8 protein-coding genes are annotated in these 16057 nt (G+C 60.0%); 5 read left to right on the top strand and 3 right to left on the bottom strand.

Translation table 11 applies throughout. The annotated features are described in order from the left end of the window. Window positions 1-54 precede the first annotated feature (54 nt). Window positions 55-2115, bottom strand: a complete 2061-nt coding sequence (locus ACXAIC_RS18565) for a DEAD/DEAH box helicase (RefSeq protein WP_475183615.1) — start codon at window positions 2113-2115, stop codon at window positions 55-57. A gap of 304 nt (window positions 2116-2419) precedes the next feature. Here ACXAIC_RS18565 and ACXAIC_RS18560 point away from each other — a divergent pair, with 304 nt between their 5' ends. The 3 genes from ACXAIC_RS18560 (at window position 2420) to ACXAIC_RS18550 (ending at window position 7214) form a co-directional block, all read left to right on the top strand. Continuing rightward, window positions 2420-4741 (top strand): methyl-accepting chemotaxis protein, encoded by a 2322-nt coding sequence (locus ACXAIC_RS18560; protein ID WP_475183612.1) that lies wholly within the window; start codon window positions 2420-2422, stop codon window positions 4739-4741. Between the two features lie 87 nt (window positions 4742-4828). Then, window positions 4829-6523 (top strand): cisplatin damage response ATP-dependent DNA ligase, encoded by a 1695-nt coding sequence (locus tag ACXAIC_RS18555; RefSeq protein WP_475183610.1) that lies wholly within the window; start codon window positions 4829-4831, stop codon window positions 6521-6523. Between the two features lie 139 nt (window positions 6524-6662). Next, a complete protein-coding gene (locus ACXAIC_RS18550) occupies window positions 6663-7214 on the top strand; it encodes a hypothetical protein (RefSeq protein ID WP_475183606.1) in 552 nt (183 codons plus the stop codon). A gap of 186 nt (window positions 7215-7400) precedes the next feature. Here ACXAIC_RS18550 and ACXAIC_RS18545 read toward each other — a convergent pair whose 3' ends face one another. Further along, the gene (locus tag ACXAIC_RS18545; RefSeq protein WP_475183602.1) at window positions 7401-8270 is read right to left on the bottom strand and encodes an acyl-CoA thioesterase; all 870 of its coding nucleotides are present in this window, start codon (window positions 8268-8270) and stop codon (window positions 7401-7403) included. Window positions 8271-8746: 476 nt separating this feature from the next. Here ACXAIC_RS18545 and ACXAIC_RS18540 point away from each other — a divergent pair, with 476 nt between their 5' ends. Both ACXAIC_RS18540 and ACXAIC_RS18535 read left to right on the top strand, forming a co-directional pair. After that, entirely contained in the window at window positions 8747-9427 is a 681-nt protein-coding gene (locus ACXAIC_RS18540; RefSeq protein WP_475183599.1) for a response regulator, read from the top strand. Window positions 9428-10025: 598 nt separating this feature from the next. After that, window positions 10026-12476 carry a putative bifunctional diguanylate cyclase/phosphodiesterase gene (locus ACXAIC_RS18535; protein WP_475183597.1) on the top strand — a complete coding sequence of 817 codons (2451 nt, stop codon included), beginning with the start codon at window positions 10026-10028 and terminating at the stop codon, window positions 12474-12476. 51 nt (window positions 12477-12527) lie between these two features. On the opposite strand, the gene ACXAIC_RS18530 is transcribed toward ACXAIC_RS18535, so the two are convergent. After that, window positions 12528-16049, bottom strand: a complete 3522-nt coding sequence (locus ACXAIC_RS18530; RefSeq protein WP_475183713.1) for a NahK/ErcS family hybrid sensor histidine kinase/response regulator — start codon at window positions 16047-16049, stop codon at window positions 12528-12530. Between the last annotated feature and the right edge of the window lie 8 nt (window positions 16050-16057).

Genomic DNA, 16057 nt, shown 5'->3' with positions numbered 1-16057 from the left:
TAGGTCGGATGCAACAATTGGAAAAGCCGGTTGCCTGGGGCAACCGGCTTTGTCTTATTTGGATTTCGAGGCCTTGCGTTCGGCGCGTGAGGGTTTGTTTTTCTTTGCGGCCTTCTTTTTCGGTTTCGCCGGTTTGGCGCCGTGCCGGGCCTTGGGCGCGCGCCCCGTCTCGTCGCCGTCGGCCGACGTGGCCCTGGGCTTGCGGGGCGGCTTGCCGCCATCCTCGGACCCGCCGGACAGAGCTTTCATGTCCAAAGGCTCATAAGCGGGATGATGAGACGCCTCCTCATTCTCGAACCGGCGGCGTTTGCGCGGCTTGCTGGTGTCCGCATCACGGCGCGGGCCGCGCTTGGGCCGGTCCGGCCGCAGCGTGTCTTCCCGGCCCATGCTCTCATAGTCGGGCGCATCGCCGCCGCGCGGGCGCCGTCTCTGGGATGGGCCGCGGTCTTTGCGGAAACCGTCTTCCTTGGGCGGGGCGGGTATCTTGCCGCCTCTGGCATCCAGAAGGGTGATGTCCACATTGTCCTCGCCGGTGCCGTCCCGCTTGACGACATCGGCAAAGCGCTCGCCGTGGCTGCCGGCAATTTCGAAATAGAGCTGGTTCTGGAAAATCTTGATCGCGCCGACTTCCTTTTTCGTCACATGGCCTGCACGGCAGATCATCGGCAGGATCCAGCGCGGCTCGGCGCGCTGGCGGTGGCCAAGTGAGAGCGAGAACCAGACACCGTCTTCAAACTTGCCGGTGATTTCCGCGTTACGGCCGCCTTTTGCTCCGGCATCGCGGCCTTTCAGGAAGCTGTCATTGAGTTCGGAAATCTCTTCCGGTGCGGGCATGCGTGACTGGCGCAGCTTCACAAAGGCTGCGGCCAGCTGTTCCGGGCTGTGCAGGGCCAGAAGCTCCAGGGCCAGCGCCCGGTCTTCTTCTTCCAGCTCAACGGACAGGGCTGGGTCGGCCAGCAACCGTTCCTTGTCCTTCGCGCGGATCGCCTCTGCGGTCGGGGCGCCAGTCCAAGTGGCCTTGATACCGGCAAAATGCAGCACCCGCTCTGCCTGGCGGCGGCGCGGGAAGGGCACCATGAGCACACAAGTGCCCTTGCGCCCGGCCCGGCCGGTGCGGCCAGAGCGGTGCAAAAGAGCGGCCTTGCCGGTCGGCAGATCCGCATGGATGACCAGATCCAGATTGGGCAAGTCAATCCCCCGGGCGGCGACATCGGTTGCAACACAAACCCGGGCGCGGCCGTCTTTCATGGCGGCCAGCGCGCTTGAGCGCTGTTCCTGGCTCAGTTCCCCGGACAGGGACACGATGGAAAAGCCCCGGTTGGCCAGACGCGAGGTCAGGCGGCTGACCGCCTCGCGGGTCGAGCAGAACACGATCGCCTTTTCCGCCTCATGCAGGCGCAGCACATTGATGATCGCGTTTTCCCGTTCGTTCGGGGCAACTGGATGGGCGACATAATCAATATCGCCATGTTGTTCGCGGGCATTGATGGTGGAAAGACGCACAGCATCTTTCTGAAACCGCTTGGCGAGTTCGGCAATCGGCCGGGGCACCGTCGCGGAGAACATCAAGGTGCGCCGCTGCTGGGGCGCTGCGTCCAGAATGAATTCCAGATCCTCGCGGAATCCCATGTCGAGCATTTCGTCGGCTTCATCCAGAACAACGGCTTTCAGGTCCGACAGGTCGAGGGCGCCGCGCTCGATATGGTCGCGCAACCGGCCGGGGGTGCCGACAACAATATGTGCGCCGCGCTCCAGCTGCCGGCGCTCCGTGCGCGGATCCATGCCGCCGACGCAGGAGGCGGTGACGGCTCCGGCCTCTTCATAGAGCCAGGTGAGCTCTTCCTTGACCTGCAGGGCCAGTTCCCGTGTGGGCGCGATGGCAAGCGCGACCGGGGCTCCGGCGCGGCCGAGCGTGTCCTTTTCCCCAAGCAGGGTGGAGGCGAGGGCGAGGCCGAAGGCCACGGTCTTGCCGGAGCCGGTCTGGGCGGAAACAAGCAGGTCCGCATCGGCGGGGGCTTCGTTCAGTACGGATTCCTGAACAGGGGTGAGGCTGTCATAGCCCCGCTTCGCCAGCGCGGCCGACAGGGCCGGGGCGAGAGACGTCAAATCAGTCATAGAGATCTTTCAACTGCTCCGGATCATCTGCATGCCAATCAGCAGTCTACCGGATCGGCCCGGATTTGACCGGGCGAATATCAGCGCGGCTTATACAGACAAATGCCAGCGGCGTCCACACCTTCCAAAATATCCAAAAAACGAAGGATTGAAAGGAGTGGCAATGCGTTTTTTGGATACTTGGATAACAGTATTCGCAAAAACACCATAGGTATATTTATTTTTTGTACTCGCGCTATGGTTTAATGAGTTTGTTAACTTGCCTTTGCGTTATTTGAAGCGGTTGTAGCGAGGGGAGTATTCGATGTTGAAATCGATACGCATGCAGATTGCTCTTTTGGCAATCGTGCCGCTGCTGGCCTATGGGGTGGCCAGCCTGATTGCCCTGAATGAGGCTTATACGGAGAACAGCAAAGCTGCTGAAATCTATCCGATCGCGCTGGTGGCGGAAAAATCCGAAGCTGTCATTCACGAAATGCAAAAAGAGCGGGGCCGCACCGCCGTTCTGCTGGCCTCCGGTCATGCGGACAAGCCGAGGGGGCTTCTGGACAAACAGCGCTTGGCAACGGATAGGGCTCTTGCAGATCTGAACAAAACCGTTGCCGCATTTGATGTCAGCAACAAGAAACTGCTGAAGCGGGTGCAGACCACGGCTGCCGGGCTGGACGAGATCAGGGCCCACCGGGGCGGGATCGACGGGAAGACCCTGGACGGCAAGGCGAACCTGGCATTCTACTCCGGCAAGATCCGCAAGTTGATCTCTATTGTTCAGGCGGCCCAGAATGCCAGCGCGGACCCGGTCTATGCGGACAAGATCACGCCGTTCCTGCTGCTCACGGAAGCTGTGGAAGCAGGCGGCTTGGAACGGGCTATTGGCGGGCAGCTGTTCGCGATTGTCGCCAAGACCGGAGAGGTGCCCAATAACCGTTACTTGGCCTATTTTGACCGCCTGTCTGTTGAGACGGCATTCTTGAACAATTTCAAGATGGTAGCCGCGCCCGAAGAGCTGGACAACTTCAATGCGGTTGTGTCTGGCCCCGCCGTGGATCAGGTCATGGAATGGCGAAAAGTACTGCGCACGCTGCCTGAAACCAAGGATGGCCAGGGCATTGACGGGTCGGTCTGGTTCGGAAAGGCAACGGAGCGGCTCAACCTGATCCGGCAGGCCTCGATCGGCATGTTGAAGGTGGCTGAAGCCCGGGCCCAGGAAATTGCGGCTTCGGCACAGTCTCATTTTAACTATGTGATCGCAGAAACCCTCGGTGTCGTTGTGCTGACATTGATCGTCTGCATCTGGCAGATGCGCAGCGTCAACGGGCTTTTGGCGAAGCTGACCGAAAGCCTGGTGCGTGTGTCCTGCGGCGATGTCGACTTCACCATACCCCATGCGGACCGGGGCGACGCCATCGGCGATTTGGCGCGGGCGGGCGGCATCTTTCAGGACAATGCCCGTGTGCGGCAGCAGCTTGAAGAAGAAGCGGCCAAGGAGCGGGACCGGGAGCGCATGCGGCAGAACCACGTGGAAGGCCTGATCAACCGCTTTCGCGGTCTGATGGAAAATGTAACGGCGGATGTGCACGAAAAAACCGGTGTCATGACCGAGATTGCCGCGCGCGTCCGTTCCATTTCCCAAGAGGCATCCGGCGCGGCGGCACAGGCGCGGGATGCTTCTGCGTCCTCCTCGGACAATGTCCAAACCGTGGCTGCGGCCGCAGAGGAAATGTCTGCCGCGATCCATGAAATCATGAACCAGTCCGAACGGGCCAGCGGTGTGATCGGGACTGCTACGGGCGTTGCCCAGAAAACGGACGATAGCGTCTCAAGTCTTGCGGCGGCCGTTGAAAAGATCGGCACGGTGGTGGAAATGATCCGTGCCATTGCGGAACAGACGAACCTGCTTGCGCTGAATGCGACGATCGAGGCGGCCCGTGCAGGGGAGGCCGGCAAAGGTTTTGCGGTTGTTGCCGCAGAGGTCAAGGAACTGTCGACCCAGACCGCCAAGGCCACGGAGGAAATTTCCAGTCAGATCTCGGCGGTTCAGGGTCTCACCAACGACGCTGTGGCGTCGATCCGCGAGATTTCCGGATCCATCGAGATGATCACCGAAGTCACAGGGGCGATCACCACCGCGGTGGGCGAGCAAAGCATTGCCACGCAGGAGATCTCCCAGAGCATCACCATGGCCTCAACGGAAACCGGCAACGCGGTGGCCAGTGCAGAAACGGTGGACCGTGCCATTCAGGCAACTGCCGGAGAAGCGGAAACGGTCGACACCGTGTCCAGCGAAGTCAAGAAGGTCGCCGAGGAGATGGCCAAGGGCATTGCCGGGTTCCTGGAAGAAATGGCCCACGATGTTCGGGAACGCCGCCAGGCGAGCCGGAAACAGGAAATGGGCCAGAGTGTTTCATTCACCCTTGCCAATGGCCAGGAGGTTTCCGCGCAGCTGCTCAACAGTTCAGAGGGCGGCATCGCCGTTGCTGCCTTCAGCGGAGCAACTGTCGGAGCAAGGGTGACCTTTGAGGACCATGACGGCAACCGGTCCCCCATGGAAATAAAATGGGTGCAAGACGGAACAGTTGGTCTGCAATTTTCCGCTGACACCAGACAGCAGCGTGCAGCAGCCTGACGGAAACGCGCCTTGAGGCCGTTCGGTTGACGCACACCTTGCCGGGAAAGACTTGCCCCACATGTCTTTCCCGGCTTTTCTTCTTGAATGCATGCTTTTGCCACCCTTCTTGACCGGTTGTCTCTGGAACCCCGCCGCCTCGGCAAGGAGGCGCTGCTGGTCCGGTACTTTCAGACGGTCCCGGATCCGGACAGAGGCTACGCCCTGGCAGCGCTGACCGGCAGTCTCAGCTTCCGCAATGCCAAACCTGCCGTGCTCCGGGCCCTGGCCGCCGAGCGCATGGATGAGCATCTTTTTGCGCTGTCCTATGACTTTGTAGGTGATCTCTCCGAAACGATCGCGCTGCTATGGCCCGCTCCCAACGCAGGTCCCGGCGCAGACAACGCAGCAGTCTCTCCGGCTTTGGCAGATGTTGTGACAACCCTGTCCGGCGCTGGAAAAGCCGATGTTCCGATGCAGCTGAGCGTGTGGCTGGACCAGCTCGATGAGACCGGGCGCTGGGCTTTGCTGAAGCTTGTTACCGGGGGCTTGCGGGTCGGGGTGTCCGCTCGTCTTGCCAAGGCGGCCGTTGCCCGGCTGGGCGCGCTGGAGCTTGCGGAGATCGAAGAAGTCTGGCACGGGCTCACGCCGCCTTATGACGCGCTTTTCGCCTGGGCTGACGGCCGGAGCGGGCGGCCCGTCAATCTGGATCCGGCTCCGTTCCGCCCTGTCATGCTGGCGCATCCCCTGGATGAGGAAAGGGATATTGAGCTGCTGGCCGCTGAAGACTTTGCTGTGGAATGGAAATGGGACGGCATCAGGATTCAGGCCGCAGCGGGAAAATCTCCGGAAGGGGATGAGGTCCGGCGGCTCTACAGCCGCACGGGCGAGGATATTTCAAAGGCGTTTCCGGATATTCTGGAGGTCCTGGATTTCGACGCATGCCTTGATGGTGAGTTGCTTGTTGTCAAAGGGGGGCAGGTGCGGCCCTTTGCCGATTTGCAAAAGAGGCTGAACCGGAAAACCGCCGGTGCGAAGTTGCTCAAGGACTATCCGGCAGCAATCAAGGCCTATGATCTGTTGTCTCTGAAGGGAGAAGACCTCAGAAACCTGACCTTTGAGGCGCGGCGCGCCAGGCTGGAAGACTTTGTTGCGGAGATCGGGCAGGAGCGGCTCAGCCTGTCTCCCAGGGTTGCGGTGTCAAGCTGGGCGGAGATGGCACATGCGCGCGCAAACCCGCAGGCCTTTCTGGACGAAAAGGAGGCCGGGGCGGTGGAAGGGCTCATGCTGAAGCACAGGACATCCGCCTATGTCAGCGGCCGTCCAAAGGGGTTTTGGTTCAAGTGGAAACGGGATCCCTATTTGATTGATGCCGTCCTGATGTATGCCCAAAGGGGGCATGGCAAACGGTCTTCCTTTTATTCCGATTACACATTCGGGGTCTGGCGCAGTCGGCCAGAGGAGGCGGGTCCGCACGGGGACGTGCAAAAGTTGGATGAGCTTGTGCCGGTTGGAAAAGCCTATTTTGGCTTTACCGATGAGGAACTGCGGGAGATCGACCGGTTTGTGCGCACCAACACCATCAACCGGTTTGGACCCGTAAGGGAGGTTGAGCACGGCAGGGAGGCCGGGCTTGTGCTGGAAGTCGCCTTCGAAGGGCTGAACCGCTCTCGTCGTCACAAGTCGGGCCTGGCGATGCGCTTTCCCCGGATCTCCCGTCTGCGCTGGGACAAGCCCCCGGCAGAAGCCGACCGGCTCGAGACACTGGAAAGCCTGTTGCCAGAAGACGGGAAGGGGCAGTGAGCTTTCCCCGGAAGGTCTGATCAAAAAACGGATTGGCCGTGCTTTGGCCATGGAAATGTGCCACAGATTTTGTCATCAGGGATTGGGACGGGCCGAAGGGCCCGTCAGCAGAGGCCGGAGAAAGGCCCGGAGACAGGTAATGACCGCGCGCAGCACGATTTTAAGGGCCCCCTTCGGCATCCTGGCAGCCTTTTGGGTGGTGTCCACAGGCCCGGTTTGGGCCGAGAGCTCCATTTCAGCCGGTGAGGCTGAGGCGGTGACGGAAGGGCAGCCTGGCCGCTATTCTCTTGTGAAGTCCGATGGCGATGTGCTCCGCATTGACCGGCAAAATGGCACTGTGTCCGTCTGCCGGGAAAAGTCGGGGGCTTGGCGCTGCGCTCCGGTGCCTCTGGCCGAAGACGCCTATCAGGCCGAAATCAGCGAGCTTGCGGCGGAAGTGGACCGTTTGACGGCGCGCCTTGAGACGCTGGACCCGGACGACGGTGCCGCTGAGCCCGGTGACGCTGGCAAGGCTCTGGGGGATGCCGAAACAACGGAAGGGCAGGGCAGCGGTGAACGCAGGGAGCACGGTAAGGGCAAGAGCGTGGAGGATGAGGAGCTGGAGCAGGTCCTCTCTTTCACGGAAAGCGCCATGCGCCGGTTTTTCGGAATGGTGCGCGATCTTCAGAAAGACTTTGAAGACAATAACTGACGCAAGCTGGACGAGTTCAAGGCCGCTTGCGCCAGCGGGATCTTTCTGATCCGCCTTTCAGGCGCTGACTGCAGGAGATGGATCCAAGAGCGTGCCGCGCCCATGCGGACGCAGACTGCTTTGTCTTTTGCGTTGAAATCTCTGATTCCAGGCTGCGAAAGACAATCCGGTCAAATGCAATCCGCCCTAGTCAATAAGCATCTTTGAGATGCTGCTATGGGCCTCTTCCGGCAGAGGAACGGCCTTGCGGGAGGCAAGATCCATGGTCATGGCGACCACATCCAGGGTGGCGGCCAGGCGCGCTGTCCTGCTTTCAAAAAGATGATGGCGCATCGTGAAAATGTTCGCGCCAACACTTGTAAAACCGGTGGCCACCACGACTGTATCGCCGGATTTGAGCGGCGTTGCCCAGGTCAGCTTCATCTCTGCCGCAACCCGGCCGTAGCCATTTTCCTGAAGATAGGAATGGTTCATGGGGGTGCGCTGCCACACATGGGCGACCCCGTCTGTGCAGCTGGACAGCGCATAAAGATCATCCGCCTTGCCATCCGGCCCGAGATCCCGGGGCAGCACAGTGCCCTTGAAGCAGACTTCCGCGCCCTGGGAAAGCAAGCCTTGTAAGGCGGCTTTCTGCCCGGCCGGCCCGGACTTGATACCACGCGGAGCCGCTTCGGCAATCATGGGGGTCTGGAATTGCTTGAACCGCTGACGCAGCGATTTGGCTGAGTTCGGGTTCGGCTCATAGCCGTCAAGAGCGGTGGCAGCCAGGACGCCTGTGCTGCCGTCCCGCATTTCATGGACGACGGTCAGCATATGCGGTCCGTCAAAAGCGATGCTGGAATGTACTGTTATGAGATCTCCGGTCCGCAATTCCTTGTGATAGCGCACATGCCGGACCCGGCGCGCGCCCACCAGCGTTTCACTCAGGCCGCACATCAGCCGGAACTGACGGTCGGCTTCCTCGAAGCGGCTGAAATAGAACTGGACGTTCAGGTGATCGTTCTCATCACATTCCCAGCGATTTACAAATGAATAAAGAGTATCATGAATGGACATTGTTAAATTCATCTTCTCAGTGATTTATTTATAGATTGAGAGGTCACCTAAGTTCATTAGTCGCGCCCTTTTGAGGCATTATCAATGAGAAATGTAGTCTGTGGAAAAAATATTTCTAAAAGTGCAAATGATACCTACTAAAATGAATAAGCTACTGCGTAAGTCTTGAATTAAACTTTTGGTTGCGATCTTAGGTGTCGAGAAGCCGGGTTTTTATATTAAAACTCAAAAAATCGATTGGTGTAAAAAGTTTCGCTAGGGAAAGAGGGGCTGGTTTGCGCTTTGGCGTCCGGCGCTTAGCCATCTGTCCGCAAAGCATAGTTTGACTTGCGCGCGCACCATGATGCAAACATACTTAGAGCTAGGCCGCTTTCGAAAGGGAGGCAGAAACGGACCTGGAAGCGCAGAAAAAATCAGCGCTCGGTCCCGGCTGACCGTTCAAGCGGGAGAAAGACCGTTGAGGGAGGAAAAACAACGTGTCGTCGACCTCGTATCGATTTATCATCGCAGATGACCATCCCCTGTTCCGGGGCGCACTGCGCCAGACGTTGGAGAGCCAATACCCGGAAGCATCCATCGAGGAGGCGGGAGCCCTTGAGGATGTGACTTCCCGGCTGGAGCAGGATGGGGAAGCGGATCTGATCCTGCTGGACCTGACCATGCCGGGAATGCGCGGGTTTTCCGGGCTCATGTATCTGCGCGCGCAATTTGCCGGTGTGCCGGTTGTGGTGGTCTCGGCAAATGAAGACCCGCAGGCGATCCGCCGGGCTGTTGAGTTCGGCGCCTCCGGTTTCATCCCCAAGTCTCATGGCATTGATGTCATCCGCGAGGCCATTTCCGAAGTCATGGCGGGCAACATGTGGACGCCGCCGGACATCGACCTGTCCTCTGAAGAGGGCGGGGATGATCTGGTCCACCGGCTGGCAACCCTGACACCGCAGCAGGTCCGGGTTCTGATGATGCTTTCGGAAGGGCTCTTGAACAAACAGATCGCTTATGAGCTGTCGGTCTCTGAAGCGACCGTAAAAGCGCATGTGTCGGCGATCCTGCAAAAGCTCGGTGTGGAAAGCCGGACCCAGGCTGTGATCGCCGCTTCCAAGATTGAAGCCGGGCAGTGGCAAGCCGGTACGGAAGCACGCCAGGCCGCGGGTGCCTGAGACCAACGTCAATAGATAGAAACCCATCTGATGGCGCTGGTCCGGATTGGCCGGCAAGGCGCGTTGCGCAGGACGGCCTTTATGGCCGTTCAAGCGGCGCAACTCAGTCCGGCGGGCCGGAGCAGGCCACCGAGGCCGTGTTTGAGGACTGTTCAGCTGCGTCCCAGGTTTTGAACGATAAACCATATCGCCCTGCAACCTGCTCCTTGACGAACAGTCCCCAAACACGGTCAGATCGGTTCCTATCTATTGAGCTTGGTATGAGACCCGCCCCGCAGAGAGAAAGAAATATACGAGAGGCAGCTCAGCCCAACGGAAAAGACTGCGGGCAGTCTTTTCCGTCAAACCCCTTTGTGCATCCTGGCCAAGATTTATTTTCAAGCTGGAAGAGCAGGATAATCTTTAGGGTCTCAGCCAAATCTTCCGTAAAGGGAAAAATTAACCCTGACGGCCATTTGATCAAATTTTCCTAACACTTTCGAACAATGTGGCAGCAGATCCTGGACCTCTTTACCTCAAGTTCAGGGAATACCCGTAGATGTGCGGGCAAAGAGCTGTGGCACGTGCTGCAGCGGCACAGACCCGATGCGGAGACACAATGCGGCCCGGCGCCAACTGGAACCTGATCCTGAGAACGATTGTCTTGGCGTTGCTGTCTCCGGGAACCACCTTCAAACCGGCGGCGGAGGACGCCATGGGCGGGTCCTGTAACCGACCCGAGCGCTCGCTTCTGCTGGCCTTTGGGCATCCGGTGGTGGATCAATATCTGGCCTGCAAGGTGCGGGCGGCGCAAATTTCCTCCATTGCCCGGCTCACGCCGCTGACGGTTATGGCAAATACGGTCAACGTCATCGTTGTGGCCCCGGTACTGGGCCTCGCTCTGCCCTCCTCCTATGTTGGAATTTGGGGATGTGCGGTGCTGGGGCTCATGGCCATCACGGCGATCAAGTGGTTCCTGACCAAACAGGCCAAGGTCGAATTGGCCTCCCAGCGGGCGATCTCGGCAGCTGTGCGGCATGCCACCTTGTTGAGTGCCCTGTGGGCGGTGGTGCCCATTGCCGCCTTCGCCCATGGTGATCTCAACGGTATCTGGATCGCATCCTGTGTGACAACGGCGATGATCTGCGGGGGCGGGTTTGCGCTGGCAACCGTGCCCCAGGCGGCGTTCCGATGGGTCGGCATCTTGTTTTCCGCATCGATTGTGGCGCTGATTGTCGGCGAGGGGCCGATGATGTGGCCGCTTCTGTTCCTGCTGACCAGCTATACCTTTATCGTGATCGGCAGCACCACGGCGGCAGGCTGGTTGTTCGCGTCTCACTTTCTGGCCGAAGCGGAACTGGAGCAGCGCGGCGAGCTGATTGCCCTTCTTCTGAACGAGTTTGAGGAAAAGTCGAGCGACTGGATCTGGGAAACGGATGAGGCTGGCAACTTCCGAAATGTGTCGGAGCGGTTCCTGAGCGCCAGCGGCCGGAGCAAACCGGAGCTGGAGTCCATGCGCATGGTGGATCTGGCCCATTCGCTTGACACAAAAGAAGCGCGCGCGGCCGTTCAGCAGCTGGAAAAAGCGGTGGGGCTGCAAAAGTCGTTCCGCGACATTGCCATCGGGCTGCAGGCGAAGGGGAAAGAGCATTGGTGGTCCCTGGCTGCCAGGCCGGTTTATGATGATAATGGCTCTTTTGCCGGCTACCGGGGTGTTGCGTCGGATGTAACCGAAGCCCATCAGGCCAGTGCCCTGGTCTCGCATCTTGCCGAACATGACAGCCTGACCGGGATCGGCAACCGGAGCTGGTTCCTGAAACAGGCTGAAAAGCTGCTGAAAGACCAGAAGCGGACGGGTCAGAAAGCACTGACGCTGTTTCTGATCGATCTGGACAACTTCAAAGTGGTGAACGACACCAGCGGCCATCCGGCAGGCGACGAACTGCTGCAGCAAGTAGCAGCGCGCTTTACGGAAATCAGTGAGGGCCGGACGGTTCTTGCCCGCTTTGGCGGGGACGAATTTGCCGCGCTCGGCCATTTTGTCAGCGATCAGGCCGCCGGTGTCTTTGCCGAAGAGCTGGTCAATGTCACCCGGAAACCGTTCCGGATCGGCCGGCGGGACTTCGCCATCGGCGCCACAATCGGCTTCATCCGTCTGCGGGACGATGGCGACACGGTTGATGACCTGATGCGCAAGGCTGACATTGCTCTCTACAAGGCCAAGGAAAGCGGCCGGGGCCGGGCGCTGGCCTTTGAAACCGACATGGAGCGGGAAGTGCGCGAGCGCCGGGAACTGGAAGCGGATCTCCGGGAGGCCTTCGAATATGGCAAGCTCAGCGTCGAGTTTCAGCCCATCGTCAACGCCAAAACCGGACGGGTCGTCTCAAGCGAGGTTCTGATCCGCTGGTACCATCCGACCCGGGGGGAGGTTGGTCCCGATACATTCATTCCGATTGCCGAACATGCCGGATTGATCCTGCCGCTCGGCAACTGGGTGCTGAAAAAGGCCTGTACAGCTGCAGCCCAATGCCCGGAACTGGACAGCGTGGCGGTGAACCTGTCAACCGTTCAGTTCATGGACCCGAACCTTGTGTCCCATGTCTCGGCCGTGCTGGAGGAGACTGGCTTTCCGCCGGAGCGCCTGGTTCTGGAAGTGACGGAATCCGTCTTTTTGCGTGATCTGGGCGCCGCGGAGGACAAGCTTAAAAAGCTGCGCGATCTCGGGATCAAGATTTCCCTGGACGATTTCGGCACCGGCTATTCCTCGCTGTCCTATCTGCGCCGCTACAAGTTCGACAAGATCAAGATCGACAAGTCCTTTGTGGACGAGATCGGCGAGCGCAGTGATGGTCTTGCGATCATCTCGGCCGTGATTGCCCTGGCCCATAATCTGGGCATTGAGGTGACGGCGGAAGGGGTGGAACGCCAATTCCAGGTAGAAGCGCTGCGGTCTTTGGGCTGCGACACGCTGCAGGGTTATTTTGTCGGCAAGCCGGACGCAAATCCCCTGAAGATCATGCAGATCGAAACCGAACATTGGGATGAGCCGAGCCCGGCAGCTGCTCCTTAGCGCACGATACTCTAGCCGCTGGTCTGGACGTTCTATCAATTGAGATTGGGATTACTCCGCCGCTTGGCCCGCCTGACAGCGGGTGAGCTGGGCGCGCAGGGCGGCTGGTTTCAAAGGCTTGTTGAAGAAGGTGATATCCTTGTCTTCGGCTTCGGACCGCACGGGCCGGCTCCGGTCTGCGGTGATCAGAATGGCCGGTATGTGGCTGCCGAACTTCCAGCGCAACCGGACAATGGCCTCAATGCCCGTGCCATTGTCCAGATGATAATCCGCCAGGATGACATCCGGGGCGAGCCCGGCCGCGTGCAATTTCTCAGCGGCCTCCTGGTCGTCGGCCGCAGTGAAAACCGTGCAGGACCAGTTTGTCAGGAGATGCTGCATACCGCTCAGGATATCCGGCTCATTGTCGATGGCGACCACGCAGAGCCCGTCCAGAGCGCCGACGGACGCTGGAGCCAGCTTGGCAGGCGCAGCTCTTGGCACGGCCGCTGCGCGCGGTAGATCGACTGAAAAACACGATCCTTTGCCAGTTTCCGACCGCAGATGGACCGGATGATCGAGCACATGGCTGATCCGTTCGACGATGGACAGGCCAAGGCCCAGCCCTTTGGCGACCCGCATCCCGTCATCCAACCGGTGAAACTCCTGGAAGATCGCCCGTTGTTTGCCTGTTGGAATGCCCATGCCCGTGTCATGAATTTCAACGCAAACCCTGTTTCCCTGCAGCCGGCAGCCGACAAGAACCCGCCCGTACTGGGTGTATTTCAGGGCGTTGGAAATGAGGTTCTGCAACAGCCGGCGCAGCAGCCTGCGGTCCGAGCGGACAGACACGGAAGTGGGCACGAAGCGCAGCTCCAGGCCCTTCTCGCGGGCGATGGGATGGAAATCGAGGGCCAGGCCCCGCAGCACCTCTTCCAGACGGAAAACACTGGGCTCAGGCTTCAGGGCCCCCGTATCAAGGCGGGAAATGTCGAGCACGGCGCCGATAATGTCTTCCACCGATTCCAGCGCCGATTCCACGTTGCGCACAAGCTCGCCATCGTCACCTTCCTTCAACTTGTCGACCAGAACCGACGCATAGAGCCGGGCCGCATTGAGCGGCTGCAGGATGTCGTGGCCCGCAGCAGCCAGAAACCGCGTCTTGCCGATATTGGCCTCTTCTGCCTCCCGGGTCGCTTCCACCAGGCGCTCATTCACATGGGTCAGCTCTTCCGTGCGTTCGCGCACGCGCCGTTCCAGGGTCTCATTGGCACGTGCCAGGGCTTCTTCGGCCATCACCCGCTCGGTAATGTCCGTATAGGTGGTGACGATACCGCCATCGGGCATGGGGCTGATACGGACCTCGAAAACGGTCCCGCTTGAGTCCAGCCGTTCCTGGAAGGTTTCCTGGATCAGTACCAGTTTTTCGATCCGGTCGGCGACAATCGCCTCAACGGCGCCATAGCCGAATTCCCCCCGTTCGGCATTGAAGCGCAGGATCGCATCCAGCGTGGTGCCGACCTGGCCATATTCGGCTGGCAGGCCCAGAAGGTCGCGGAACTGCCGGTTCCAGCAAATCAGGCGCAGATCCCGGTCAAAAACGCCGATCCCCTGGCGCACCTGGTTCAAGGCTGTTTGAAGCAGGTCCCGGTTGTACTGGATCGCGATGGAGGCATCATCCAGCAGCTTCACGGCGCCCTTGGTGGACGGGTCATGGCGCTTGAGCATCAAGGTCAGGACAAGCCGGGACGAGGCGGCTCCGATGGCGCTGGCCAGAAGCTGCTCGGAAAAACGCAACAGGTTGGCGTCGGCCAGCATGGTGGGATCAAGCGAAATGCCCCGTTCCCTGGCAAATCGCTTGAACGAGCGTTCCGTGCGCTCTTCCCCCAGATAGCGCGCGACTGTCGATTGCAGGTCTCCGGCCGTCACTGACGTACGCCAGTATCTGAGGCTGGGGGAAGGGCTGAGTTCAGCCGGTACGAACACATTGGCCTGAAGCGTCTCGGCGGGCAGCGGCTTGCGCACGAAGGAAAAGCCGATAAAGAGCACGATATTGACGATCAGGCTCCACAAGGTCCCGTGAATGAACGGGTCGATGTTCAGGCCGAACAGCGCCTGGGGCTTCAGGGCGCTGATCCCGAAGGGGCCGGTTTCCAGAACGCCGGAGGAAATGATCCCGGACTGGGCGAAGGTGGGCAGCAGCAGGGTGTAGGCCCAGAGCAGAAACCCGCCGCTCAGCCCGGCCAGCGCGCCGACGGCGGTTGCCCGCCGCCACACAAGCGCGCCGATAAACGCGGGGGCGAACTGGGCAATGGCGGCAAAGGACAAAAGGCCAATGGACACAAGGGCCGCCGTATCTCCGGCGGCCTTGTAGTAGGCATAGGCGAGCAGAAGGATGGCGAAGATCGCCAGACGGCGGATCGTCAGCAGCTGGCGGCTCATGTCCCGCCCGTGTGTGTTGACCAGTTCGTCCTCGCTATGGCGGCGCAGCAGCAGCGGCACCACAATGTCATTGGAGATCATGATGGCCAGGGCAACTGTGGCCACGATCACCATGGCGGTTGCAGCGGACAGGCCGCCAATGAAGACAAACAGCGCCAGCCAGTCCTGGCCTGCATCAATGGGCAGGGCCAGAACGAAGGTGTCCGGATTGATGTCCTGTCCGAAGCGCAGCATCCCGGCGGCGGCAATCGGGATCACGAACAGGTTGATCAGCACCAGATAGAGCGGAAACAGCCATGTGGCGCAGCGCAGCTCCGCATCCGAATTGTTTTCCGTTACCGTAACGTGAAACTGGCGCGGCAGCATCAACACGGCAAAGCTGGACAGGATGGAGAGGATCAGCCAGTTGCTCACATTAACCGGCTGCTCGAAGACATCGGCCACTTCCGGCGCTTCGGAAATGGCGCGGATCAGGTCAAACGGCCCGTCGAAAAGCCAGTAGGTGACCCAGACGCCGACCGCGAGAAAGGCGATCAGCTTGACGATGGCCTCGGCCGCAATCGCCAGCATGAGCCCTTCCTGGTGCTCGGTCGCATCGATATGGCGGGTGCCAAAGGCCCAGCTGAAAATCGCCATGCCAAGGGCGATCATCAAGGTGATGTCGTAAAAGACGGGCGGCAGAATGTTGCCCGGCACGATAAGCGACCCGACCATAGTTCCGACAGAAAGCGATACGGCCTTCAATTGCAGGGCAATGTAAGGGATCACGCCGATCACCGCGATCAGGGTGGCCAGGGCTGCCACCGACTGGCTCTTGCCGTAGCGGGCGCCGATAAAATCGGCGATGGAGGTGATGCTTTCCGTTTTAGAAATCTGGATGATGCGCCTGAGGAGCGGATAGCCGAGCAAAAAGACCAGCAAGGGGCCGATATAGATGGTCAGAAATTCGGCCCCGCTGCGGCTGGCATTGCCGACCGACCCGAAAAAGGTCCAGGACGTGCAGTAGACGGAGAGGGACAGGGCATAGATGAACGGGCGGCCACCGGCGCGTGACGACCTGCGCCGGGTCATGCGGTCGCCATAGCTGGCAATCGCAAACAGCAGCAGGATATAGGCCGTGGCGGCCAGAATCACGATCCATCCGTGCAGCATGGCGTCGT

The organism is Roseibium sp. AWQ4_254, from assembly GCF_056161025.1.
This window is presented reverse-complemented; position numbering and strand designations above follow the sequence as displayed.

Bases quoted from the DNA above. Each gene is read 5' to 3' on its own strand.
- ACXAIC_RS18565 (WP_475183615.1), bottom strand. From the start codon at position 2,115: ATGACTGATTTGACGTCTCTCGCCCCGGCCCTGTCGGCCGCGCTGGCG.
- ACXAIC_RS18560 (WP_475183612.1), top strand. From the start codon at position 2,420: ATGTTGAAATCGATACGCATGCAGATTGCTCTTTTGGCAATCGTGCCG.
- ACXAIC_RS18555 (WP_475183610.1), top strand. From the start codon at position 4,829: ATGCATGCTTTTGCCACCCTTCTTGACCGGTTGTCTCTGGAACCCCGC.
- ACXAIC_RS18550 (WP_475183606.1), top strand. From the start codon at position 6,663: ATGACCGCGCGCAGCACGATTTTAAGGGCCCCCTTCGGCATCCTGGCA.
- ACXAIC_RS18545 (WP_475183602.1), bottom strand. From the start codon at position 8,270: ATGTCCATTCATGATACTCTTTATTCATTTGTAAATCGCTGGGAATGT.
- ACXAIC_RS18535 (WP_475183597.1), top strand. From the start codon at position 10,026: ATGCGGCCCGGCGCCAACTGGAACCTGATCCTGAGAACGATTGTCTTG.
- ACXAIC_RS18530 (WP_475183713.1), bottom strand. From the start codon at position 16,049: ATGCTGCACGGATGGATCGTGATTCTGGCCGCCACGGCCTATATCCTG.